This window comes from Bradyrhizobium sp. BLXBL-01, assembly GCF_051853025.1.
GTDB lineage: Bacteria > Pseudomonadota > Alphaproteobacteria > Rhizobiales > Xanthobacteraceae > Bradyrhizobium.
This window is the reverse complement of record NZ_CP182471.1, coordinates 7,293,331-7,311,900: the sequence shown is the minus strand read 5'-3', so window position 1 is coordinate 7,311,900 and position 18,570 is coordinate 7,293,331. Positions and strand designations below refer to the sequence as shown.

Below are 18,570 nucleotides of genomic sequence, written 5' to 3'. Positions count from 1 at the left end.
AGAGGCCGTAGCCCTCAAATCCCCAGCATCATCTTCGCGATGATGTCGCGCTGGATCTCCGAGGTGCCGCCGAAGATGGTGTAGGCGCGGCCGTTGAGATATTCCGGCATCACCGTCAGCATCTCCTCAGGCGTCGCCGGCTCGTGGTTGAGCTTGTAGAGCGGGCGCATCGGCTCGACGGCGAGGGCGTCGTGGCCGATCACGTCGGCCCCGAGCCGCGTGACGGCCTGGCGGATCTCGCTGTTGCGCAGCTTCAGGATCGACGACACCGCACCGGGATTCTGGCCGGTCTGGAGTGCCGAGAGCACGCGCAGCTCCGTCATCTCCAGCGCGTCGATATCGACCTCCACCTCCGAGATCCGCGTTGCGATGTCGGGGCTGTCGATCGCGCGGCCCGTGAGGTCGGACTCGGCGAGGTCCGCGATCGCCTTCAATCCTTCGCGCAGCTTGGCCGAGGCGATGCCCGCGCCGCGCTCGAACTCCAGCAGATATTTGCCGTAGGTCCAGCCCTTGCCTTCCTCGCCGACGCGGTTGGCGACCGGCACGCGGACGTCGTCGAAGAACACCTGGTTGACCTCGTGGTCGCCGCCGATGGTCAGGATTGGGCGCGTGGTGATGCCCGGCGTCTTCATGTCGATCAGGATGAAGCTGATGCCGTCCTGCTGCCGCGGCCCGTCGCTGGTGCGCACCAGCGCGAACATGCGGTTGGCGTGATGGGCGTGCGTGGTCCAGATCTTGGTGCCGTTGATGATGTAATCGTCGCCGTCGCGCACCGCGCGGGTCTTGAGCGACGAGAGATCGGAGCCGGACCCCGGCTCGGAATAGCCCTGACACCAATAATCCTCGCCGGAGAGAATCCGCGGCAGGTAGAAATTCTTCTGCTCGGGGCTGCCGAAGCCGATGATGACGGGCCCGACCATCTTGACGCCCATCACGTTGACATTGGGCACGCCGGCGCGTGCGGATTCGGTTTCGAAGATCCAGCGCTGCGCCGGCGTCCAATCGGGGCCGCCATATTCGACCGGCCAGCCCGGCGCGCCCCAGCCTTGGGCGTGCAGCGCGCGCTGCCAGGCCATGCCGATGTCAGGGTCGGAGAACACCGATGGCGTCAGCGCGGTTGCGCGCTTCATCTCCTCGGAGAGATTCCTGGCAATGAATCCGCGCACCTCGTCCTGGAAGGCGCGCTCCTCGGCATTGAACGACAAGTCCATGATGCTCTCCCAGTGTCAGGCCCTGCGGCCCAGCGCGGCGTGGCGGGCATAGTGATGCGCGGTGCCGCCGAACAACGTGTCGAAGGCGACCAGCCGCTTGAAATAGGCGCCGACCTCGAGCTCCTCGGTGACGCCCATGCCGCCATGGAGCTGGATCGACTGCTCGCCGACGAAGCGCGCGCATTTGCCGATCTTCGCCTTCGCGCCCGACGCGGCCCGCGCGCGTTCAACCGGCGCGCTATCGGCCTTCAACGCCGCCCGCAGCGCCATCGAGCGCGCCTCGTCGACCTGCATCGCCATGTCGGCGAGGCGGTGGCGGATCACCTGGTTGGCGGAGAGCGGCCGGCCGAATTGTTTTCGGATCTTGGTGTAGTCGAGCGTGGTGTCGAGCAGCGTCTGCATGATACCGACAGCTTCCGCCCCTAACGCGGCCATGGCGCGATCGATCGCCCATTCGATTGCGGGCAGGGCGTCGCTGCCGTCGCCGAGCAGGGCGTCTTCCGGCAGATGCGCCTCGAGCAGCTCGATGTTGCAGGCCCGTCCGCCGCCGAGACGCGGATAATCGCTGATGACGAGACCTGACGTCGTCGCCTGCACGAGGAACAGGCCGATCCGCCCCTGGGGTCCCCGATGATCGTGGATATGGGCGGAGACGATGATCTCGTCGGCGGCATGTCCGTCAAGTACGGCGATCTTGCTGCCGGAGAGGCGCCAGCCTTGTCCTGTCTTGTTGGCGCTGGTCGTGACCCTGGCAAGATCGAACCGGGCGGCGCGCTCGGCATGCGCAAAGGCAAGCTTCAGCGATCCGTCCGCCACCTTGGGCAGGCTCGCCTGCTTCTGCTCGCTGGTGCCGCATCTGGCGATCAGCGCGGCCCCGAGCACGACCGTTGCGACATAGGGCTCCGACACCAGGCCCCGGCCAAAGGCCTCCATCAGGATGCCGATATCGACCGCGTTGCCGCCGAGCCCGCCATACTCTTCGGGAAGCGGCAGTGCCAGCCAGCCGAGCTCGGCGAATTGCTTCCAAACGGCCGGGCTGAAGCCGAGTGGGTCATTCGCCATCTTGCGGCGATGATCGGCGTCATAGCTTTCGACTACAAAGCGTTCCGCGCTTTCGCGCAGCAACTTTTGCTCGTCACTGAGATTGAGATCCATCGCGTCTACTCCGCGGCGGCCGGCGGCTTGCGCACGGAGGGATGCAGGCCGGATGGATCGACGATCATGCCGAACTCCTGGAGATTGTGCGCGTGACAGAGCTGATGCAGCGCAAAAGCCTGGTCGATCGCGGCCGGTTGGCCCATGACGTCGACCGAGCGGTTGACCGCCTCCTTGGTCAGCTTCAGCGCGAAGGACGGCTTTGTCGCGATCCTTCGTGCCAGCTCCAGCACGCGCGACGACAGCTCGGCGCGCGGCACGATTTGGTTGACCATGCCGAGCTGGTGCGCCTCCACGGCGCTCCAGCTGTCGGCGGTGAACAGGAACTCCTTGGCCTTACGCGCACCCAGCTCCCAGGGATGCACGAACCATTCGACGCCGCAGACGCCCATGGTGACAACGGGATCGCAGAACTGCGCATCGTCGCTGGCGACGATGAGATCGCAGGCCCAGGCCAGCATCAGACCGCCGGCGATGCACTTGCCATGGACCTCGGCAATGGTGGGCTTCGCCAGGTTGCGCCAGCGGCGCGTGATCTGGAGATAAATTTCCTGCTCGCGGGCGAAGCGGCCATGGGCGTTCGGCTCGGCAAAGCCACCCCAATTTCCAATCGGCGGAAAATCGACCCCTGCGGTATTCTTGTCTCCGGGACGCAGGTCGTGGCCGGAGGAGAAGTGCGGCCCGTTGCCGGCGAGAATGATCACCTTGACCGCGTCGTCCTGCACCGCCGCATCGAATGCGGCGTTGAGGTCGTAGGTCATTTGCAGGTTCTGCGCGTTGCGCGCCTCGGGCCGGTTCATCACGACACGGACGATCGCCGGCTCCGGCCGTTCCACGAGGATGGTCTCGAACGAGGACATCGCGTTCCCCCTGGCGTTTCCGCTTTTGTTTTGCGGGAGTTGACTATGTCGGCCTGCGATAGGCAAGAGGCTTGCGTCAGCCGGCTGCTTTTCTCGGGCGCGCAATCTGATAGTTTGCGTCGGATTCCACCGGGAGAAATTTAATGCGCAAGATCCTGACCGTGCTGGCCGCCCTGGCCTCGCTGAGCCTGACCAATTGCGGCTACAACGCGATCCAGAGCGAGGACGAGCAGATCAAGGCCAATTGGTCCGAGGTCGTGAACCAGTATCAGCGCCGCGCCGACCTCGTGCCCAACCTCGTCAACTCGGTGAAGGGCTTTGCCCAGCAGGAGAAGGACGTGCTGCTCGGCGTCACCAATGCGCGGGCCAAGGTCGGCAGCATCCAGGCGACGCCTGAGGTGCTGAACGATCCCGCCGCGTTCCAGAAATTCCAGGCCGCGCAGGGCGAGCTCTCCAGCGCGCTGTCGCGGCTCCTGGTCGTCACCGAGAACTATCCGCAGCTGAAGTCCGATGCCTTGTTCAAGGATTTGATGTCGCAGCTCGAGGGCACCGAGAACCGTATCACGGTCGCGCGCAACCGCTACATCAAGGCGGTGCAGGACTATAACGTCACCATCCGCTCGTTCCCGACCAACCTCACCGCGATGGCGTTCGGCTACAAGGAAAAGCCGAACTTCACGGTCGAGAACGAGAAGGCGATCTCGACCGCGCCGAAGGTGGACTTCAATCCGGCACCGGCGCCGTCGAAGTAAGCGCGTTCGGTCCCGATGCGCGTCCCACCCACCACTGTCATTCCCCGCGAAGGCGGGGAATCCAGTACGCCGCGGCCTCTCCGCATCCCGCCGGCGTCTCTGGAATACTGGATCGCCCGGTCCAGCCGGGCGATGACAGCGAGGGTGTGGTGCGCGGTCCTCGCCATCGCACTCCTCCTCACCTTTGCCTTCCCCACCCACGCCGACGTCGCCGTCCCCCAGCTCACCGGCCGCGTCGTCGATCAGACCGGCACGCTCTCAAGCAGCGACATCGCCACGCTCACGCAAAAGCTGCGCGACTTCGAGAACCGCAAGGGCAGCCAGATCGCCGTCCTGATCGTCCCGACCACGCAGCCGGAGACGATCGAGCAATTCTCGATCCGGGTCGCGGAGGCCTGGAAGATCGGTCGCAAGAAGGTCGACGACGGCGCGATCCTCGTCGTCGCCAAGAACGACCGGCATTTGCGCATCGAGGTCGGCTACGGTCTCGAAGGCGTGCTCACCGACGTCACCTCGCGGCGCATCATCGACGAGGATATCACCCCCAAGTTCAGGAGCGGCGATTTCGCCGCGGGCATCAGCGCAGGCGTCGACCGCATGATGCGGGTGATCGACGGCGAGCCGCTGCCGTCACCCTCGCGCAGCGTCAACTTCGCCCACAATCTGGACGACCTCGCGCCGGTGTTCGCGGTGGCGCTGTTCGCCTCGATCGGCGTCGGCGGGTTTTTCCGCGCGATCCTGGGGCGGCTGCTCGGATCATTGGTGACCGGGGGCATCATCGCAGCGGTGACCTGGCTCATCCTCGGCTCCGCTGCTCTCGCCGCGGCCGTCGGCGTGCTCGGCTTCGTCATCGGATTTATCGCCGATCTGTTTTCGGCGATCACGCCGGGTACGGGCCGCTCGCGCGGCGGCGCATGGTCGAGCGGCTCCTCGGGTGGCTGGAGCAGCGGATCGTCAAGCAGCAGCGACAGCGGCGGCTTCAGCGGCGGTGGCGGCAGTTTCGGCGGCGGCGGTGCCTCGGGGAGCTGGTAGGACATGAGCATCAAGCGCATTGCCCGACATCTCGTCCAGCATCATTGGCGGGCGAAGCAGATTTTCCCGCAAGCCGTGCTCGACCGCATCGAGCAGGCGATCCAGCGCGGCGAAGCCACCCATTCCGGCCAGGTCCGCTTCGTCGTCGAAGGGGCGCTCGACGGCCGTCCGCTGTTCCGCAACCAGCCGGCCCGCGCGCGCGCGCTCGACGTGTTCTCGCATCTGCGCATCTGGGACACCGCGCACAACAGCGGCGTTCTGATCTATCTCCTGCTCGCCGACCGCGACGTCGAGATCATCGCCGATCGCGGCATCGATGCGAAGGTTGGCGCGGAGGGTTGGGAGACGATCTGCCGCGCGATGGAGGCCGAGTTCAGGTCGGGCCGGTTCGAACATGGCGTCATCGCAGGTATCGACGCGGTGTCGCGCGAGCTGGCGCGCCATTTCCCGCCGGGCGCATCGCATCCGAACGAGCTACCGGATGCGCCGGTCGTGATGTGACGGAGTGTGATGTGAGAGGGGCGGGAGCCACTCCACATCCGTCATTGCGAGCGTAGCGAAGCAATCCAGGCTGCCGCCGCGGAGGAATTCTCGATTGCTTCGCTGCGCTCGCAATGACGCTGGAGGAGCAGCGCGCTCAACGCTCTCCGTCATCCTGAGGCGCGAGCGTAGCGAGCCTCGAAGGATGAGCGGCCCAGCGCCCATTCCGCCGCCGTTCATCTTCCCCCGATTACGAATTGTTTCACGCCCGCCACACCGGTTCCACTTTCCCGGCCCAATTCGGCCCCGGATAACTTCCTAAAATTTCGGTAAGCGGGTCCCGAGGTAAGGATTTCGCAAGCAATGAAAGTTACCAAAAGGTCAACCGAGACTGGAGTATTTGAGCCGTGAGCGAACCCATGCCCGAGCAGGCTGCCCAGGAGTCCGGTGCTGTCGACGCCGCAGCGCCGCAGGCCGTCGAGGTTGCCGCCGGTATCGACGCCCCCTCGATCGCCCCCGACCACGAAGCGCCGCCCAAGCCGGATCCGGTCAAGGCGGACGCCCCGAAGATTGAGCCGCCGCGGATCGAAGTGCCGAAGGTCGAAGCCAAGACTGAGGTCAAGACTGAGGCCAAGCCCGAGCCGAAGCCCGGCAAGCTGATTGTCATGGCGCCCTCGGATCGTTCGTGGGACCGTGAGGACTTCGCCCCCCATGTGAAGGCGGACGAGCCGCGCGAGGCCGGCAGCAAGCGTCGCCTGTCGGCCATGGCCGCGGTGGTGGCGATTGCCGCCAGCGTCGGCGCGATTAGCGGCGCGCTTGCGACCGCCGGCATGATGCATTTCGCTGCTCCAGCCCAGGCGCCGGTCCAGGTCGCCGACACCAGTGCGCTGGATGCCTCCGTCGCGCGGATCGATGCCGACCTTGTCGCACTGAAGGCCAATGTCGAGCAGAGCTCGAAGTCCGGCCTGAGCCAGTTCAACCGCGCCAACGACCGGCTGGACAAGCTCGAAAAGGCGCAGGCCGAGCCGCTGGCCAGGATCGCAAAGCTGTCCGAGACCGTCGACAAGCTCCGCGCCACGCCGCCTGCCGCGCCCGCGCAGGCCGCAGCAGCGATGCCCAAGGAGACCACCGGCTCGATCGCGCCGACCCAGCCCCAGACCCAGGTCGCGACCGCGGCGGCCCCGGCGCCCGCAGCTCCCAAGACTGAAGTCGGACGTCTGCCGACGATCGAGGGTTGGCGGCTGCGCAACGCCAGCAACGGCGGCGCGCTGATCGAGGGCCGCGACGGCCTCTACGAGGTCTATCCCGGCGATCCCATCCCCGGCGTCGGCCGTGTCGATGCGATCCGCCGCCAGGATGGCCGCTGGGTGGTCGTCACCAGCAGGGGGCTGATCACGGCGCGCTGAGCGTCCGGTATCCGACTTTCGAAGAGGCGCTTCACCGCGATGTGAGGCGCCTTTTTGCTTGAATAGGCATCCCTGCGCGGTGTTACCTCAGGCATGGGTCGCTTCTTGCGAATTCTCGTTGCTGCCGCCGCATTGCTGGGCGGTGTCGTTCCGCTCTTCGCAGCGGACAGCACTGCGCTGACCCGCGGCACCGCGATCACCGACCCCGCTCTCCTGCGCAAGCTCGACCAGACTAATGCGCTGACGATCTCGCGTCTTTTGTCGCCGGAGCGGAATTCCGACGTTCCGCTCACGACCGAGCTGATGTTCGCCTCGCTGCCGCAGCTGAAAGCGATTCTGCCCGCGATCGATGCGGAATTCGAACGGTACGCCGCCTGGTACAAGGCGACCTATCCTGGCGAGACCATCGGCGTCGGCGAGGGTTTCGACGCGCAATTGTTCGATCGGGCCAATCTGAAATCGCGCGAGGCGCGGTTCGTGCTCGCCGGCATCGTCAATCGCATGGACCGTGCCTATGTCTCGCAAGAGTCCTGCGGCGAGATCCGGCTGATCTTTCGTCTCGCGCGGTTCGACGGCGGGCCGGATGGCAGCAAGAGCGCATCGCGCCTGCCGATGACGTTCAACCTGGTGATGAAGGCGCGCGACGCGCGCCGGACGGATGCGAACGGCAAGCCGGTCAGCTGCGCCGAGATCGCGCGGCGCTGGCTCGACAAAGGCGACTGGCAGGGCTTGATCGGCAGCCGCTTCCCGCCTGACGACGCCATGCTCGACCAGATCGAGACCAACATCCAGGTCTCGGTCGCGCCGAAATCGGCGCTGCACGATTTCCGCTCCGACTATCTTCTGAAGGTGTTCAAGTACGACGCCGCCACCAGGACGTTCGAGGAATCGACGCTGGAGAACCAGATCGACCGCGACCGCATTCTTGCCGACGACGCGCTGCGGCGCGACTTCAAGGCCTGGCTGCTCGCGCCCGAGAACTTGCGCGAGTTCGATCGCGGCACGGTGCTGATCCCGGAGAGATTCCTGGCCAAGGCCGCAATGGTGCCGACCCCCGCCGGCCTCGACGCTTCGGCCTTGCAGCCGGAGTTCGGCTTGATGCAGGGGGAGGGCAAAGGCGATCCCGTCTTCACTGACAATGACGTGGTTGGCGCGCTGAAGCAGGCGGCCGCCCGCGGCCTCGACCTGCAGAACGTCCGTTCGGTCGCAGGCTTCCAGCGCCGCCTCAACGACATCACCTGTGCCGGCTGCCACCAGACCCGAGGCATCGGCGGCTTCCATTTCCCGGGCGTCGATTGGCTTGCGGACAAGCCGTCTAATTCCACCCTCGTGCCGGCCTCGCCGCATTTCTTCGGCGACCAGCTCCGCCGCCGCGACATCCTGACCGCGTTCGCGGCCGGCAAAAGCCCTGATTTCTCACGCGGATTTGCCGATAGGCCGCAGACCCGCGGCAGAAGCGAGCTGGCCGGCAGCGAATATCAGGACGGCTGGGGCGCGCATTGTTCCCTGCAAGATCCGGGATCGGGAACGCCGGACAAGAGTTTTACGTCATGGAGCTGTGCTAACGGTCTGACCTGCCAGGCCGCCGCGGCCTCGCGCCGCATCGGCATGTGCTTCATCAAGACGCGTTAGCGCGTGATCCGGACCCGGAGGGCCGCGCCAGCGCAAGTGTGTAGCCGTTTTCGGAAAAGATCACGCGCAAGCTAACAGATCGATTTGGATGACCCATGACGGACACGAGCGAAGCCAACAAGATGCGCAATCGCGAGATTGCGCGCAATGAGGAAGCCAAGCAGATCACCGGCAGCGCGCGTGTCAGCATCTGGGCGGTCGCGGTGGCTGTCATCATCGGCGGGATTCTGCTCACGCTGGGCTGGCTGTCGCTGAGGTGATCGGAGCCGTCACGTCGCGTAATTCGTCATCCGCTTGCCGGGTAGCAGCTCGTAGGCCGGCTTCCAGCCCGGCAGCGCGGCCATGCGGCCGAGCCAGGCATGGATGGCCGGATGGCTCGCGGCGAAATCGAAGCCGTGCTCATCGCTCGGATAATGCAGATAGGCCATCATCGAGATGTCCGCGACCGTGGGCCTTGCGCCGATCGCGAAAGCATTGTGCTGGAGATGTCCGTCGAGGATACCGAGAAAGTCTTCGAGCCGCCGGCGAAAATGCTTCAGCACCTGCGGGTCGTTTTTCTCGGTGAAGGCGCGCATGAAGCGGTAGGTCGCCATGTAGCCGGTGAGCTTGTGGTTGTCCCAGAACAGCCAGCGCAAGAGCTCGAACTTCTCGTCCTCCGTCTCGGCGCCAAAGCGGCCGTATTGCTCGGCCAGTTTCAGCAGCAGCGGCGCGGTCTGCGTCATCTTCACGCCGTCGACCTCGAGCACGGGAATCTCGCCCATCTCGTTGACGGCCTTGCGCCACTCCGCCGTGCGCGTGACGCCGCCGGCGAAATCGGTCCAGACCGGCTCGAACGTCTCGCCGCAGAGCGTCAGCATCAGCGCCAGCTTGTAGCTGTTGCCGGATTCGGGGAAGTAGTGAAGGCGATAGCTGGGCATGAGACCTCGCGGCATCTGTGTGTTGCCGGTTGTTATAGCGAGATAGTCCAGCATCGTCATTGCGAGCGCAGCGAAGCAATCCAGCAATGCATCCGCGGAGACACTCTGGATTGCTTCGCTGCGCTCGCAATGACGGGGTTAGAGCGGCGCGCTCCTACCCGACCGCCCCCGACGACCTCAGCTGCTTGATCGCCGCCTCGTCATATCCCGCCCCGCGCAAAATCTCGTCACTGTGCTCGCCGACGGCCGGCGGCTTGCGCGGCTGCACCTTCTTGGCGCCGTCGATCCAGATCGGGCTGTTGATGGTGAGCATGGTGTCGTTCTCGAACGGCACCAGCACCTCGTTGTCCAGCATCTGCTTGTCGTTCGGGATGTCGTCCAGGATGGCGACGACGCCGAACACGAGACCGTTGCCGTCGAGGATCTTTCGCCATTCGGCGAGATCCCTGGTGGCGAAGGTCTCGTCCAGGATCTTGATCAGCTCGACCGAGCGGGCGTGGCGGTCGGCCTTGGTGACAAAGCGGGGATCGGCGATCAGGTCTTCGCGCCCCACGCACTTGGCCAGCGTCGGAAACTGCTTCTCCTCGTTCAGCAGCGACAGGATCAGCCAGCGGCCGTCCTTGCACTGATAATGGTTGGCGACCGCGTTGAGCGCGCGCTCGCGCGGCCGTCTCTCAGCGAATTCGGCGCCGCAGAGCTTGGCCTGCGCCAGCGTGCCCCCGGCCCATACCCCGTTCGCCATCAGATTGGAGGCGACATGCGAGCCCTTGCCGGTCTTCTCGCGCTGATAGAGCGCGGTGACGATCGCGCTGTAGAGCGCCATGGCGCAGGGGTGGTCGCCCATGCCGGCGACCGAGCGGGCCGGGGTCGTGTCGATGTCGGCGCGGACCAGGTCCATCAGGCCGGAGCGCGCCCAATAGGCGTTACTGTCGAAGCCGGGCTTGTTGGCCTCCTCGCCCTTTTCGCCATAGCCGGTGAAGGAGGCGTAGATCAGCCGGTCGTTGAGATGAGCGAGATGGTCATAGGTGATGCCGAGCTTGGCGCGCACCGGCGGCGGCATGTTGGTGATGAAGACGTCGGCTTCTTCCACGAGCTTGTAGAGCACGGCCTGCGCTTCCGGCTTGGACAGGTCGAGCGCGATGCTCTTCTTGTTGCGGGCCTCCAGCAGCCAGGCGTAATTGTGCTCGCCGCCCGGATAGCCCGGAATGTTGGGCAGATTGCGGTAGGGGTCGCCAGTGCCGGGCGGCTCGATCTTGACGACGTCGGCACCGAAATCCGACAGCACGGTCGCGGCCGCGGGCGCTGCGATGAAGCTTGCGCAGTCCAGAACCTTCAGGCCTGCAAAAATGCCCTTCTCCATCGCAGCGTCGCTCCCTCGCTTCAGTCGTTTCCCGCGCGCTGGAATTGGCGCGGGCAGGTAGTGGGAGCATTAGACCGATGTTTTGCCGGGATGCAACGGCGCCTGGCGCAAGGCCTCACTCCTCTCCCGCAAGCAATGCGGCATTGCCGCCGGCAGCCGCGGTGTTGATCGTCACGGTCTGCTCGGTGGCGAAGCGCGCGAGGTAGTGCGGGCCGCCGGCTTTGGGGCCGGTTCCGGACAGGCCGCTGCCGCCGAACGGCTGCACGCCCACCACGGCGCCGATCATGTTGCGGTTGACGTAGATGTTGCCGACCTGGACGCGGTCGATGATGGCCTCGATCGTATCGTCGATGCGGGAATGGATGCCGAGCGTGAGCCCGTAGCCGGTGCGCGCGATCGATTGCAACACACGCTCGAGGTTTTCCGCGCGGTAGCGCACGACATGCAGGATCGGGCCGAACACCTCCTCGGTGAGCTGACCAGCCTCCTTGAGCTCGAAGATATGCGGCGCGACGAAGCAGCCATCCGGCGCGTGGCCTGCAAAGTGCAGCCGCGCCTCGCGCTTCATCCGCGCGACATGCGCATCGAGGCGTTGCTTGGCCTCGTCATCGATCACTGGACCGACGTGAGTCGCAGCATCTGCGGGATCTCCAATCCTGAGTTCGCGCGCGGCGCCCGCGATCATCTCGATCATGCGGTCGGCGACATCCTCCTGCACGAACAAGAGCCGCAGCGCCGAGCAGCGCTGGCCGGCGGAACGGAACGCGGAGGTGACGACGTCATCGGCCACCTGCTCGGGCAGCGCGGTGGCATCCGCGATCATGGCGTTGATGCCGCCGGTCTCTGCGATCAGCGGCACGATCGGCCCGTCCTTGGCGGCCAGCGTCCGGTTGATCGCTCGTGCAACCTCGGTCGAGCCGGTGAAGACGATTCCGGCGACATCAGGATGCGCGGTGAGGACGGCGCCGATACGGCCGTCGCCGGTGACGAGATGCAGCGCGCTTCCGGGGATGCCGGCCTCGTGCAGCAGGGCGACGGCCTCGCGCGCGATGCGCGGCGTCTGCTCGGCGGGTTTTGCCACCACGCTGTTGCCCGCCATCAGCGCCGCGGTCACCTGACCAAGGAAGATCGCGAGCGGAAAATTCCACGGCGAGATAGCGATGAACACGCCGCGGCCGCGAAGGCCGAGCGCGTTGCTCTCGCCGGTCGGGCCCGGCATGGCCGCATCAACGCCGAACAGCTTTCGGCCCTGCGCGGCGTAATAGCGGCAGAAATCGGCGGCCTCGCGCAGCTCGGACAGCGCGTCGTCGAGCGTCTTGCCGCCCTCGGCTTGCAGCAGCGCGATGAAACGGGCGCGGCGGCTTTCCAGGAGATGCGCGGCCTGCTCCAGCGCCGCGGCGCGTGTGCCCGCCGGCGTCCGGCTCCAGCCGGCAAAGCCGGCGCGCGCAGCCGTCACCGCCGCATTGGCCTGATCCGGTGTTGCATCTGCGACAGGCTTGAGATCGACCACCTCGGCCCTGACATCGGCCAGCAGCTGGTCCAGTGCGGCGCGCTCACCGAATTCGACGCCGCGCGAATTGCGCCGCTCCGGCGCGAACAGATCTGCCGGCAACGGTATGTTGGCATGAGGTGCCTGTTGCGGCCGGCCAATGGCATCCGCCGGGCGCTGCAGCAGCGCCGAAACCGGCACGCGATAGTCGGCCGCCTGCGCCACGAAGGACGAGTTGGCGCCGTTCTCCAACAGCCGTCGCACCAGATAGGCGAGCAGATCGCGATGGCTGCCGACCGGCGCATAGGTGCGGTAGGCGATCTCAGGATGATCCCTGGCGAGTTGCTCGTACAGCGCTTCGCCCATGCCGTGCAGGCGCTGGAACTCGAAACCGCCGCCATCTTGCGCGAGCTCGAGCACGGTCGCGACCGTCAGCGCGTTGTGGGTGGCGAATTGCGGGAAGATGCGCGGCCGCAAGGCGAGAAGCTTCGTCGCGCAGGCGATGAAGTTCAGATCGGTCATCGCCTTGCGCGTGAACACGGGATAGCCGTCAAGCCCGCGCTCCTGCGCGCGCTTGATCTCGGTGTCCCAATAGGCGCCCTTGACGAGGCGCACCATCAGCTTGCGGTCATGCGCGCGGGCGAGTTCATCGACATAGTCGATCACGGTGCTGGCGCGCTTCTGATAGGCCTGGATCGCCAGGCCAAATCCGTCCCATCCGGCAAGTGACGTATCGGCGAGCGTCGCCGCGATCACGTCGAGCGACACCTCCAGCCGGTCGGCCTCCTCGGCATCGACGGTGAAGTTCAAATCGTAGGTCTTGGCGCGCTGCGCGAGATCCAGCAGTTGCGGCACCAATTCGCGCATCACGCGGTCGCGGCTGATCGCCTCGAAGCGCGGATGCAGCGCCGAGAGCTTGACGGAGATGCCGGGCCGGTCGGGCAGGGCATGGTTGCCCGCCGCCTTGCCGATCGTCTCAATCGCGCTGGCATAGGCGTCGAAATAGCGTTTGGCGTCAGCGGCCGTGCGCGCGCCTTCGCCGAGCATGTCGAAGGAATAGCGCGGCTTCTGGCCGGAGCGCGGCCGGCCCCGCTCCAGCGCCTGCTCGATGGTCTCGCCGAGCACGAAATGATTGCCCATCAGCCGCATCGCCTGGCGCGTCGCGGTGCGCACCGCCGGCGCGCCGAGCCGCTTCACCAGCCGGCCAATGGTGCCGTCGGGCGTCTCCCCCGGCTGGATCACCCGGGCGGACAGGCCGAGTGCCCAGGCCGAGGCGTTGACCAGGAACGCCGTGGACTTGGTCTCGTGATGGATGAAATCGCCTTCGCCGAGCTTGTCCTCGATGAACTGGTCGGCGGTGCGCGCATCAGGCACGCGCAGCAGCGCTTCCGCCAGCACCATCAGCGCCAGCCCCTCCTTGGTCGAGAGCGCGAACTCCCGCAGCATGTCCTCGACCCCGCCGAGCCGGTCGTCGCGCTTGCGGATGGCCTCGATCAGCCGCGTCGCGGTGCGGTCGATCCGCGCCTCCTGTGGTGGGGCGAGATGCGAAGCCGGCAGAAGCTTTGCGGCGATCTCGGCGTCATCGGGGGCGTAAGGCGCTAAGAAGGGCGGCGGGATGTTCGGCATGGCGTGTCCTGTGGCTGACATCCAGGATAAGGCCCGCGTGACCGCAGTTCGATAGACAATCTAGCCAGTTTGCCTTAGAAAATGAAGATAGGAAACAGCTTGGCCTCATAAAGTATGGAATTGGACCGAACCGACCGGAAAATCCTCTCGATTTTGCAGGAGGATGGGCGCATCGCCAATGTCGAGCTCGCCGAGCGCATCGGGCTGTCGCCGACCTCGATCGGCGAGCGGCTGAAGCGCCTGCAGCGCGAGGGCTTTGTCGAAGGCTATGGCGCGCGGCTCAATCCGCACCGGCTCGGCCTTGGGCTCCTGGTGTTCGTCGAGGTGCTGCTCGACAAGACCACGCCCGACAATTTCGAGCGGTTCGCACGGGCCGTGAGGCTCGCCCCTGAAGTGCTGGAGTGTCACATGGTTGCCGGCGGCTTCGACTATCTTGTGAAGGCGCGGCTTGCCGACATGACTGCCTATCGACGCTTTCTCGGCGAGACCCTGCTGTCGATGCCGGGCGTGCGCGAGACGCGGACCTATGCGGTGATGGAGGAGATCAAGCGCGACGCACCGCTGCCGGTGGGTTAGCGAAGTGCAGTCGCGATTGTCATTGCTGTGGTTCGATAAGCGGTCTTCGCAGGAAAAATAGCTATCCTTGTGCAATCGCAACGCCTGTCGTCGAATGCACCGGCCGTCTTCTTAAATTTTTTTGGCCCGCTCCCGGACAAATCCGGGAGGCAGCAAAGGCTGGCGCGGGCTTATACTTTGAGGTTCTCCGCGGAGGTCTTGCCCCGGTTTGCGATCTCTTCGTATTCCACCGTCTGTCCCTCGTTGAGGGTCGACAGACCGGCCTTCTGCACTGCCGAGATATGCACGAACACATCCTTGCCACCCGACGCAGGCTGGATAAATCCATAACCCTTCGTCGGGTTGAACCACTTGACCGTACCTTTAGCCATCACGACTTCTCCGCGGGTCTTCCTCCGAGATCTCGAACCGCCAGTCCCCGCCAACCGGCCGGTTCGGTCCTAACAGGATACGCGGAATGTGGCAGGCTTGGTAGCTCAAACCACATCGCCATTTCGCCGAATTCCGCTCAACTTCGCGGCGTTTTTGCCGCTTTTGCCCGTTTCGCGGTCAAATGGCCGGCACGCGTGCCGGCGTCCGTCAATACGTCGCAGCCAGATAATCGACGATCTTGCCGACATCGGCATCGTCGATCGGTGCGCCATAGACCTTGATCATCTTGGTCACCGCGGCCTGCCAGAAGGCCCTCTTGTCCTTCATCGGCGGCTGCGTGGCGACGTAGTCGGACGAATGGCAGGCGCCGCAATTGCCCTGCACGACCTCGAGGTTGGGTCCGGGCTTGAAGGCGGCGACCTCGTCGGGGGTCTTGTAATTGACCGGCGCTGCAAGTGACGAGCCCATCAATGCGGCGGCGGCGAGCGTGATGGCGAGGAGAACGGTGCGCTGCATGATCAGTCTCCTTCAGGCCACGCTGACGCGGACGGTTTCGACGACGTTGCGCAAATAGCCCGCCGGGTTCCAGCGCGGCGTGTCCGGCTGGGTCTCGCCGCCATTGCCGGTGGCGCGGACCTTGAGCTCGTGGCTGCCGGCCGCGAGCTTCACCGGCAGCTTCCATTCGCGGAAGGCGTACTTGCCGAGATCCTTGCCGAGCTTGGCGCTGACCCAGGTCTTGCCGGCGTCGGTGGAGACCTCGACCGCCTTGATGCCCTTGCCGCCATCGAAAGCGATGCCGCGCAGGGTCACCGCTCCCGCCTTCAGCTTGGCACCGTCGGGGATGCTGGTGATGAAGGAGCGGATGGTGAAGCGGTTGATCGGGATGGTCGCCTTCGGCGCAGTGCCCGGCTCGACCGCGTTGTTCGGCGTGTCGGGGATGCGATAGGCCGACTTCATCCAGAAGCCGTCATAGACATTGTCGATGACGGTGATCTCGTTGAGGTGCTTGACCCAGTAGGTGCCGTAATAGCCGGGCACGATCAGGCGCAGCGGGAAGCCGTTGAGGAACGGCAGGTCCTCGCCGTTCATGCCATAGGCCAGCATCACCTCGCCGTCGCTGGCATGATCGATGTCGAGTGCCTTGACGAAATCCGGTGTCTTGTCGTTGACCGGCCCATCCATGCCGTTGAACGTCACCTGCTTGGCGCCGGCCTGCACGCCCGCCATCTCGAGCACCACCTTCAGCGGCACGCCGCGCCAGCGCGCACAGCCCATCGCACCGTTGGCGAGCTGGCCGCCGGCGACGCGTGGCTCGAAGAAACCGCGGCTGTTGCCGGAGCATTGGTTGACGGCGACGAGCTCTGTCGCCTTCATCTTCCTGATGTCTTTCAGCGACAGTTTCAGCGGCTTGTCGACCTTGCCCTTGACCTCCAGCGTGAACTTGTCGGGGTCGAGATCGTAGGGCAGGTCGGAGAGGTGATAGCGCACGAAGAATGCGTTGTTCGGCGTGATCGGGCCGTCGTTGAACACCGCAAACGGCGTCTCGAGTTGCGGCGGCCGGCTGGTCAGGCCGATCATCGGCCGCTTCTGCGGATACTTCACCAGCGGCCGTTCGCCGTTGGCGAAGGGCAGGGTCACGGTGTCGAGGGCCAGCGCCCTGGTGGCGTCCAATCCTGCCGCCAGCGCGGCGAGGCCCGCACCTTTGAGCAGGTCGCGTCGATCGAACATGTGGTCTCCTCCCGGAGCTTTTCTTCTGACCGCGGTCATCACCGCGAGACCCGCGCTCATCTGTCGCCTCGATTTGGATGATGTCAATTCGTGCTTTCGCAGCAAGCCCATGCCGCTGCGTTGCAGCAGGCCGGTGTTGCGCTTGTAGGGGATTGAGCCGAGCTGCTGTAGCGCAGGCGGGAGAGGGAGCGCACCTCGCGCTTGGCTTGCGCCTTAAGCCGCCACGCGCTCGCTGCGATCGACCAGCCCCGCCAGCTCCCTCGCATTCGCCACCACGCGCACCGCGAGCACCTCGTCGCGGCCGCGGATGGCGACCTCCTGCTGCGGCAGGGCGTCCTCGGCAATATCAGCGGTGCGGCGGATTTCTTCCGAAACGATCGCCTCGCAGGCCAGCGTCTTGGTCATGTCCTGCAGTCGGGCCGCGACGTTGACGGCATCGCCGAGCGCGGTGAAGACGATGTGATCGCGATAGCCGATGTCGCCGATGATGACCTCGCCGCCGTGGATGCCGATGCCGAAGCGGATCGGCTGGCGCAGATCGTGGCTCAGGAGGTCGTTGAGCGCGTCGATATGCGTGGCGATCCCGGCTGCGGCCTTGAGCGCCTGCCGGCACGCGGTTTGCGGGTCGGCCGCGAGGCCGAACAGGGCCAGCATGCCGTCGCCGACGAACTGGTTCGGCTGGCCGCCGTTCTCGATGACCGCCTGCGACACCGCGCCGAGGAAGCGGTTGACGATGAAGACCGTGTCGAACGGCAGCCGCTTCTCGGCCAGCTGCGTCGAGCCGCGCATGTCCACGAATAGGCTGACGAGATAGCGCTCCTGGCCGATGCTGGCGGATGTCGAGGCCTGCCCGTCCGCTCCATGCGTGTGAGGCGTGAAGAGCTGGAAGAAGGAAAGGTCGGAGGTCGGGCGCAGCTGACAGGCCAGCCGGATCGAGGGATCGGCGGTGCCGACGCGGGTGAGCACGAAGGCCTCGCGCTGCGACGGTGTGGGAAGGGTGTCATGATCGCCGATGATGCGGATGCGGCAGGTCGAGCAGCGGGCGCGGCCGCCGCAGACGCTGGCATGCGGCACGTTGTGGCGCAGGCTCGCTTCCAGCACGGACAGGCCCTTGGGGACGCGCACCGTCTTGCCGTTGCCGTAGGACAGCGCGATCATGCCGCCGCGCCGTTCGCGCAAGGCGCGCGCGCCGCGCGCCACCAGCACCAGTCCCAGCAGTCCGAAATAGCCGATGGTAAGACCGCCCGCGATGCGGTCGAGCGTGTTGCCTTCCGCAGCCGTGCCGACCTGGCGGCGGGTGAGATTGTGCGTACGCCATTCGCCGTCGTCACTGTCGGCGGCGACGCTCCGGCCGCCCTGGTAGATGCCGAGCAGTGACAGCGTCGGGACCAGCACGGCGGCCGCGAGCAGATAGGGCGCCGCACGCGTGAAGAACGGCTTCAGACGAAGCCAGAAATAGATGCCGATGCAGCCGTGCACCCAGGCAATGAGAAGCAGGATCGTCATCTGCCAGAGTCGGCCCGGCGCCGCGACGAAGAACAGATAGAGCTCCTGCGGATAGAGCTTCTGGTGTCCGTACAGCGTCTGTCCGAGCCGCACGCCGATGACGTGGCCCATGACGAGCACGGGGATGCTCAAGCCGAGCACGAGCTGGAGCGGCTCGATCGTCCGCCAGCGGAACTGGCGGCGCTGATACAGCGCGTAGAGGCCGAGCCCCATATGGGTGAGTGCGGCCGTGTAGAACACGATCGCGACCGGGAGAAACTGCCAGAACAGCGTGTGGTAGGAGACCCCGGTCTCCATGGCATCGACCGAGATGTTGCCGAGCGCATGGTTGAGGAAATGACTGACCACATAGGCGAACAGGATGATGCCGCAGACGAGCCGCACCTGCCGCACGCCGGTGGCGCGGACGACGGACATCTGTCTGGGAGCGGTGGCCATGATTCGGTTGTATCAGTTCATGGAGGAGAA

17 protein-coding genes are annotated in these 18,570 nt (G+C 65.6%); 7 read left to right on the top strand and 10 right to left on the bottom strand.

Going from position 1 to position 18,570, the window contains the following annotated elements:
• Window positions 1-14: 14 nt before the first annotated feature.
• Genes ACNJYA_RS33790 through ACNJYA_RS33780 form a run of 3 tightly spaced genes read right to left on the bottom strand, consistent with a single transcriptional unit; the run spans window position 15 to window position 3,226 of the window.
• The gene (locus ACNJYA_RS33790; protein WP_439364574.1) at window positions 15-1,211 is read right to left on the bottom strand and encodes an acyl-CoA dehydrogenase family protein; all 1,197 of its coding nucleotides are present in this window, start codon (window positions 1,209-1,211) and stop codon (window positions 15-17) included.
• Between the two features lie 15 nt (window positions 1,212-1,226).
• The gene (locus ACNJYA_RS33785; RefSeq protein WP_439364573.1) at window positions 1,227-2,366 is read right to left on the bottom strand and encodes an acyl-CoA dehydrogenase family protein; all 1,140 of its coding nucleotides are present in this window, start codon (window positions 2,364-2,366) and stop codon (window positions 1,227-1,229) included.
• Window positions 2,367-2,371: 5 nt separating this feature from the next.
• A complete protein-coding gene (locus ACNJYA_RS33780; RefSeq protein WP_439364572.1) occupies window positions 2,372-3,226 on the bottom strand; it encodes an enoyl-CoA hydratase in 855 nt (284 codons plus the stop codon).
• 143 nt (window positions 3,227-3,369) lie between these two features.
• On the opposite strand from ACNJYA_RS33780, the gene ACNJYA_RS33775 reads away from it, so the two are divergent.
• From ACNJYA_RS33775 to ACNJYA_RS33750, 6 genes are all read left to right on the top strand, one after another.
• Window positions 3,370-3,978 (top strand): LemA family protein, encoded by a 609-nt coding sequence (locus ACNJYA_RS33775; protein ID WP_212259825.1) that lies wholly within the window; start codon window positions 3,370-3,372, stop codon window positions 3,976-3,978.
• Between the two features lie 132 nt (window positions 3,979-4,110).
• A complete protein-coding gene (locus tag ACNJYA_RS33770; RefSeq protein WP_439364571.1) occupies window positions 4,111-5,010 on the top strand; it encodes a TPM domain-containing protein in 900 nt (299 codons plus the stop codon).
• A gap of 3 nt (window positions 5,011-5,013) precedes the next feature.
• Window positions 5,014-5,511 carry a TPM domain-containing protein gene (locus ACNJYA_RS33765; RefSeq protein WP_439364570.1) on the top strand — a complete coding sequence of 166 codons (498 nt, stop codon included), beginning with the start codon at window positions 5,014-5,016 and terminating at the stop codon, window positions 5,509-5,511.
• Window positions 5,512-5,909: 398 nt separating this feature from the next.
• Window positions 5,910-6,896, top strand: a complete 987-nt coding sequence (locus tag ACNJYA_RS33760; RefSeq protein WP_439367546.1) for a hypothetical protein — start codon at window positions 5,910-5,912, stop codon at window positions 6,894-6,896.
• A 93-nt stretch (window positions 6,897-6,989) separates the two neighbouring features.
• The gene (locus tag ACNJYA_RS33755; RefSeq protein WP_439364569.1) at window positions 6,990-8,528 is read left to right on the top strand and encodes a hypothetical protein; all 1,539 of its coding nucleotides are present in this window, start codon (window positions 6,990-6,992) and stop codon (window positions 8,526-8,528) included.
• Window positions 8,529-8,623: 95 nt separating this feature from the next.
• Window positions 8,624-8,788, top strand: a complete 165-nt coding sequence (locus ACNJYA_RS33750) for a hypothetical protein (protein WP_212259817.1) — start codon at window positions 8,624-8,626, stop codon at window positions 8,786-8,788.
• Window positions 8,789-8,797: 9 nt separating this feature from the next.
• On the opposite strand, the gene ACNJYA_RS33745 is transcribed toward ACNJYA_RS33750, so the two are convergent.
• The 3 genes from ACNJYA_RS33745 to putA form a co-directional block, all read right to left on the bottom strand.
• A complete protein-coding gene (locus ACNJYA_RS33745; protein ID WP_172788428.1) occupies window positions 8,798-9,445 on the bottom strand; it encodes a glutathione S-transferase family protein in 648 nt (215 codons plus the stop codon).
• Window positions 9,446-9,599: 154 nt separating this feature from the next.
• Complete coding sequence (locus ACNJYA_RS33740) at window positions 9,600-10,805, bottom strand: CaiB/BaiF CoA transferase family protein (RefSeq protein WP_439364568.1); 1,206 nt, start codon at window positions 10,803-10,805, stop codon at window positions 9,600-9,602.
• Between the two features lie 115 nt (window positions 10,806-10,920).
• Window positions 10,921-13,920 (bottom strand): bifunctional proline dehydrogenase/L-glutamate gamma-semialdehyde dehydrogenase PutA, encoded by a 3,000-nt coding sequence (gene putA / locus ACNJYA_RS33735; RefSeq protein ID WP_439364567.1) that lies wholly within the window; start codon window positions 13,918-13,920, stop codon window positions 10,921-10,923.
• Window positions 13,921-14,034: 114 nt separating this feature from the next.
• Here putA and ACNJYA_RS33730 point away from each other — a divergent pair, with 114 nt between their 5' ends.
• Window positions 14,035-14,496: an Lrp/AsnC ligand binding domain-containing protein gene (locus ACNJYA_RS33730; protein WP_036009699.1), complete on the top strand. Its 462-nt coding sequence runs from the start codon at window positions 14,035-14,037 to the stop codon at window positions 14,494-14,496.
• A 170-nt stretch (window positions 14,497-14,666) separates the two neighbouring features.
• Here the strand turns inward: ACNJYA_RS33730 and ACNJYA_RS33725 are convergent, their stop codons facing one another.
• The 4 genes from ACNJYA_RS33725 to ACNJYA_RS33710 form a co-directional block, all read right to left on the bottom strand.
• A complete protein-coding gene (locus ACNJYA_RS33725) occupies window positions 14,667-14,867 on the bottom strand; it encodes a cold-shock protein (RefSeq protein WP_008563500.1) in 201 nt (66 codons plus the stop codon).
• A 208-nt stretch (window positions 14,868-15,075) separates the two neighbouring features.
• Entirely contained in the window at window positions 15,076-15,384 is a 309-nt protein-coding gene (gene sorB / locus ACNJYA_RS33720; RefSeq protein WP_172788425.1) for a SorB family sulfite dehydrogenase c-type cytochrome subunit, read from the bottom strand.
• A 12-nt stretch (window positions 15,385-15,396) separates the two neighbouring features.
• On the bottom strand, window positions 15,397-16,596 hold the full coding sequence (gene sorA / locus ACNJYA_RS33715) for a SorA family sulfite dehydrogenase catalytic subunit (protein WP_439364566.1): 1,200 nt from the start codon (window positions 16,594-16,596) through the stop codon (window positions 15,397-15,399).
• A 213-nt stretch (window positions 16,597-16,809) separates the two neighbouring features.
• Entirely contained in the window at window positions 16,810-18,540 is a 1,731-nt protein-coding gene (locus ACNJYA_RS33710) for an adenylate/guanylate cyclase domain-containing protein (RefSeq protein WP_439401499.1), read from the bottom strand.
• Window positions 18,541-18,570: the final 30 nt, after the last annotated feature.

Excerpts from the sequence above, each read along its gene's own strand:
- ACNJYA_RS33790 (WP_439364574.1), bottom strand. The coding sequence starts at position 1,211 with ATGGACTTGTCGTTCAATGCCGAGGAGCGCGCCTTCCAGGACGAGGTG.
- ACNJYA_RS33785 (WP_439364573.1), bottom strand. The coding sequence starts at position 2,366 with ATGGATCTCAATCTCAGTGACGAGCAAAAGTTGCTGCGCGAAAGCGCG.
- ACNJYA_RS33780 (WP_439364572.1), bottom strand. The coding sequence starts at position 3,226 with ATGTCCTCGTTCGAGACCATCCTCGTGGAACGGCCGGAGCCGGCGATC.
- ACNJYA_RS33775 (WP_212259825.1), top strand. The coding sequence starts at position 3,370 with ATGCGCAAGATCCTGACCGTGCTGGCCGCCCTGGCCTCGCTGAGCCTG.
- ACNJYA_RS33770 (WP_439364571.1), top strand. The coding sequence starts at position 4,111 with ATGACAGCGAGGGTGTGGTGCGCGGTCCTCGCCATCGCACTCCTCCTC.
- ACNJYA_RS33765 (WP_439364570.1), top strand. The coding sequence starts at position 5,014 with ATGAGCATCAAGCGCATTGCCCGACATCTCGTCCAGCATCATTGGCGG.
- ACNJYA_RS33760 (WP_439367546.1), top strand. The coding sequence starts at position 5,910 with ATGCCCGAGCAGGCTGCCCAGGAGTCCGGTGCTGTCGACGCCGCAGCG.
- ACNJYA_RS33755 (WP_439364569.1), top strand. The coding sequence starts at position 6,990 with ATGGGTCGCTTCTTGCGAATTCTCGTTGCTGCCGCCGCATTGCTGGGC.
- ACNJYA_RS33750 (WP_212259817.1), top strand. The coding sequence starts at position 8,624 with ATGACGGACACGAGCGAAGCCAACAAGATGCGCAATCGCGAGATTGCG.
- ACNJYA_RS33745 (WP_172788428.1), bottom strand. The coding sequence starts at position 9,445 with ATGCCCAGCTATCGCCTTCACTACTTCCCCGAATCCGGCAACAGCTAC.
- ACNJYA_RS33740 (WP_439364568.1), bottom strand. The coding sequence starts at position 10,805 with ATGGAGAAGGGCATTTTTGCAGGCCTGAAGGTTCTGGACTGCGCAAGC.
- putA (WP_439364567.1), bottom strand. The coding sequence starts at position 13,920 with ATGCCGAACATCCCGCCGCCCTTCTTAGCGCCTTACGCCCCCGATGAC.
- ACNJYA_RS33730 (WP_036009699.1), top strand. The coding sequence starts at position 14,035 with ATGGAATTGGACCGAACCGACCGGAAAATCCTCTCGATTTTGCAGGAG.
- ACNJYA_RS33725 (WP_008563500.1), bottom strand. The coding sequence starts at position 14,867 with ATGGCTAAAGGTACGGTCAAGTGGTTCAACCCGACGAAGGGTTATGGA.
- sorB (WP_172788425.1), bottom strand. The coding sequence starts at position 15,384 with ATGCAGCGCACCGTTCTCCTCGCCATCACGCTCGCCGCCGCCGCATTG.
- sorA (WP_439364566.1), bottom strand. The coding sequence starts at position 16,596 with ATGTTCGATCGACGCGACCTGCTCAAAGGTGCGGGCCTCGCCGCGCTG.
- ACNJYA_RS33710 (WP_439401499.1), bottom strand. The coding sequence starts at position 18,540 with ATGGCCACCGCTCCCAGACAGATGTCCGTCGTCCGCGCCACCGGCGTG.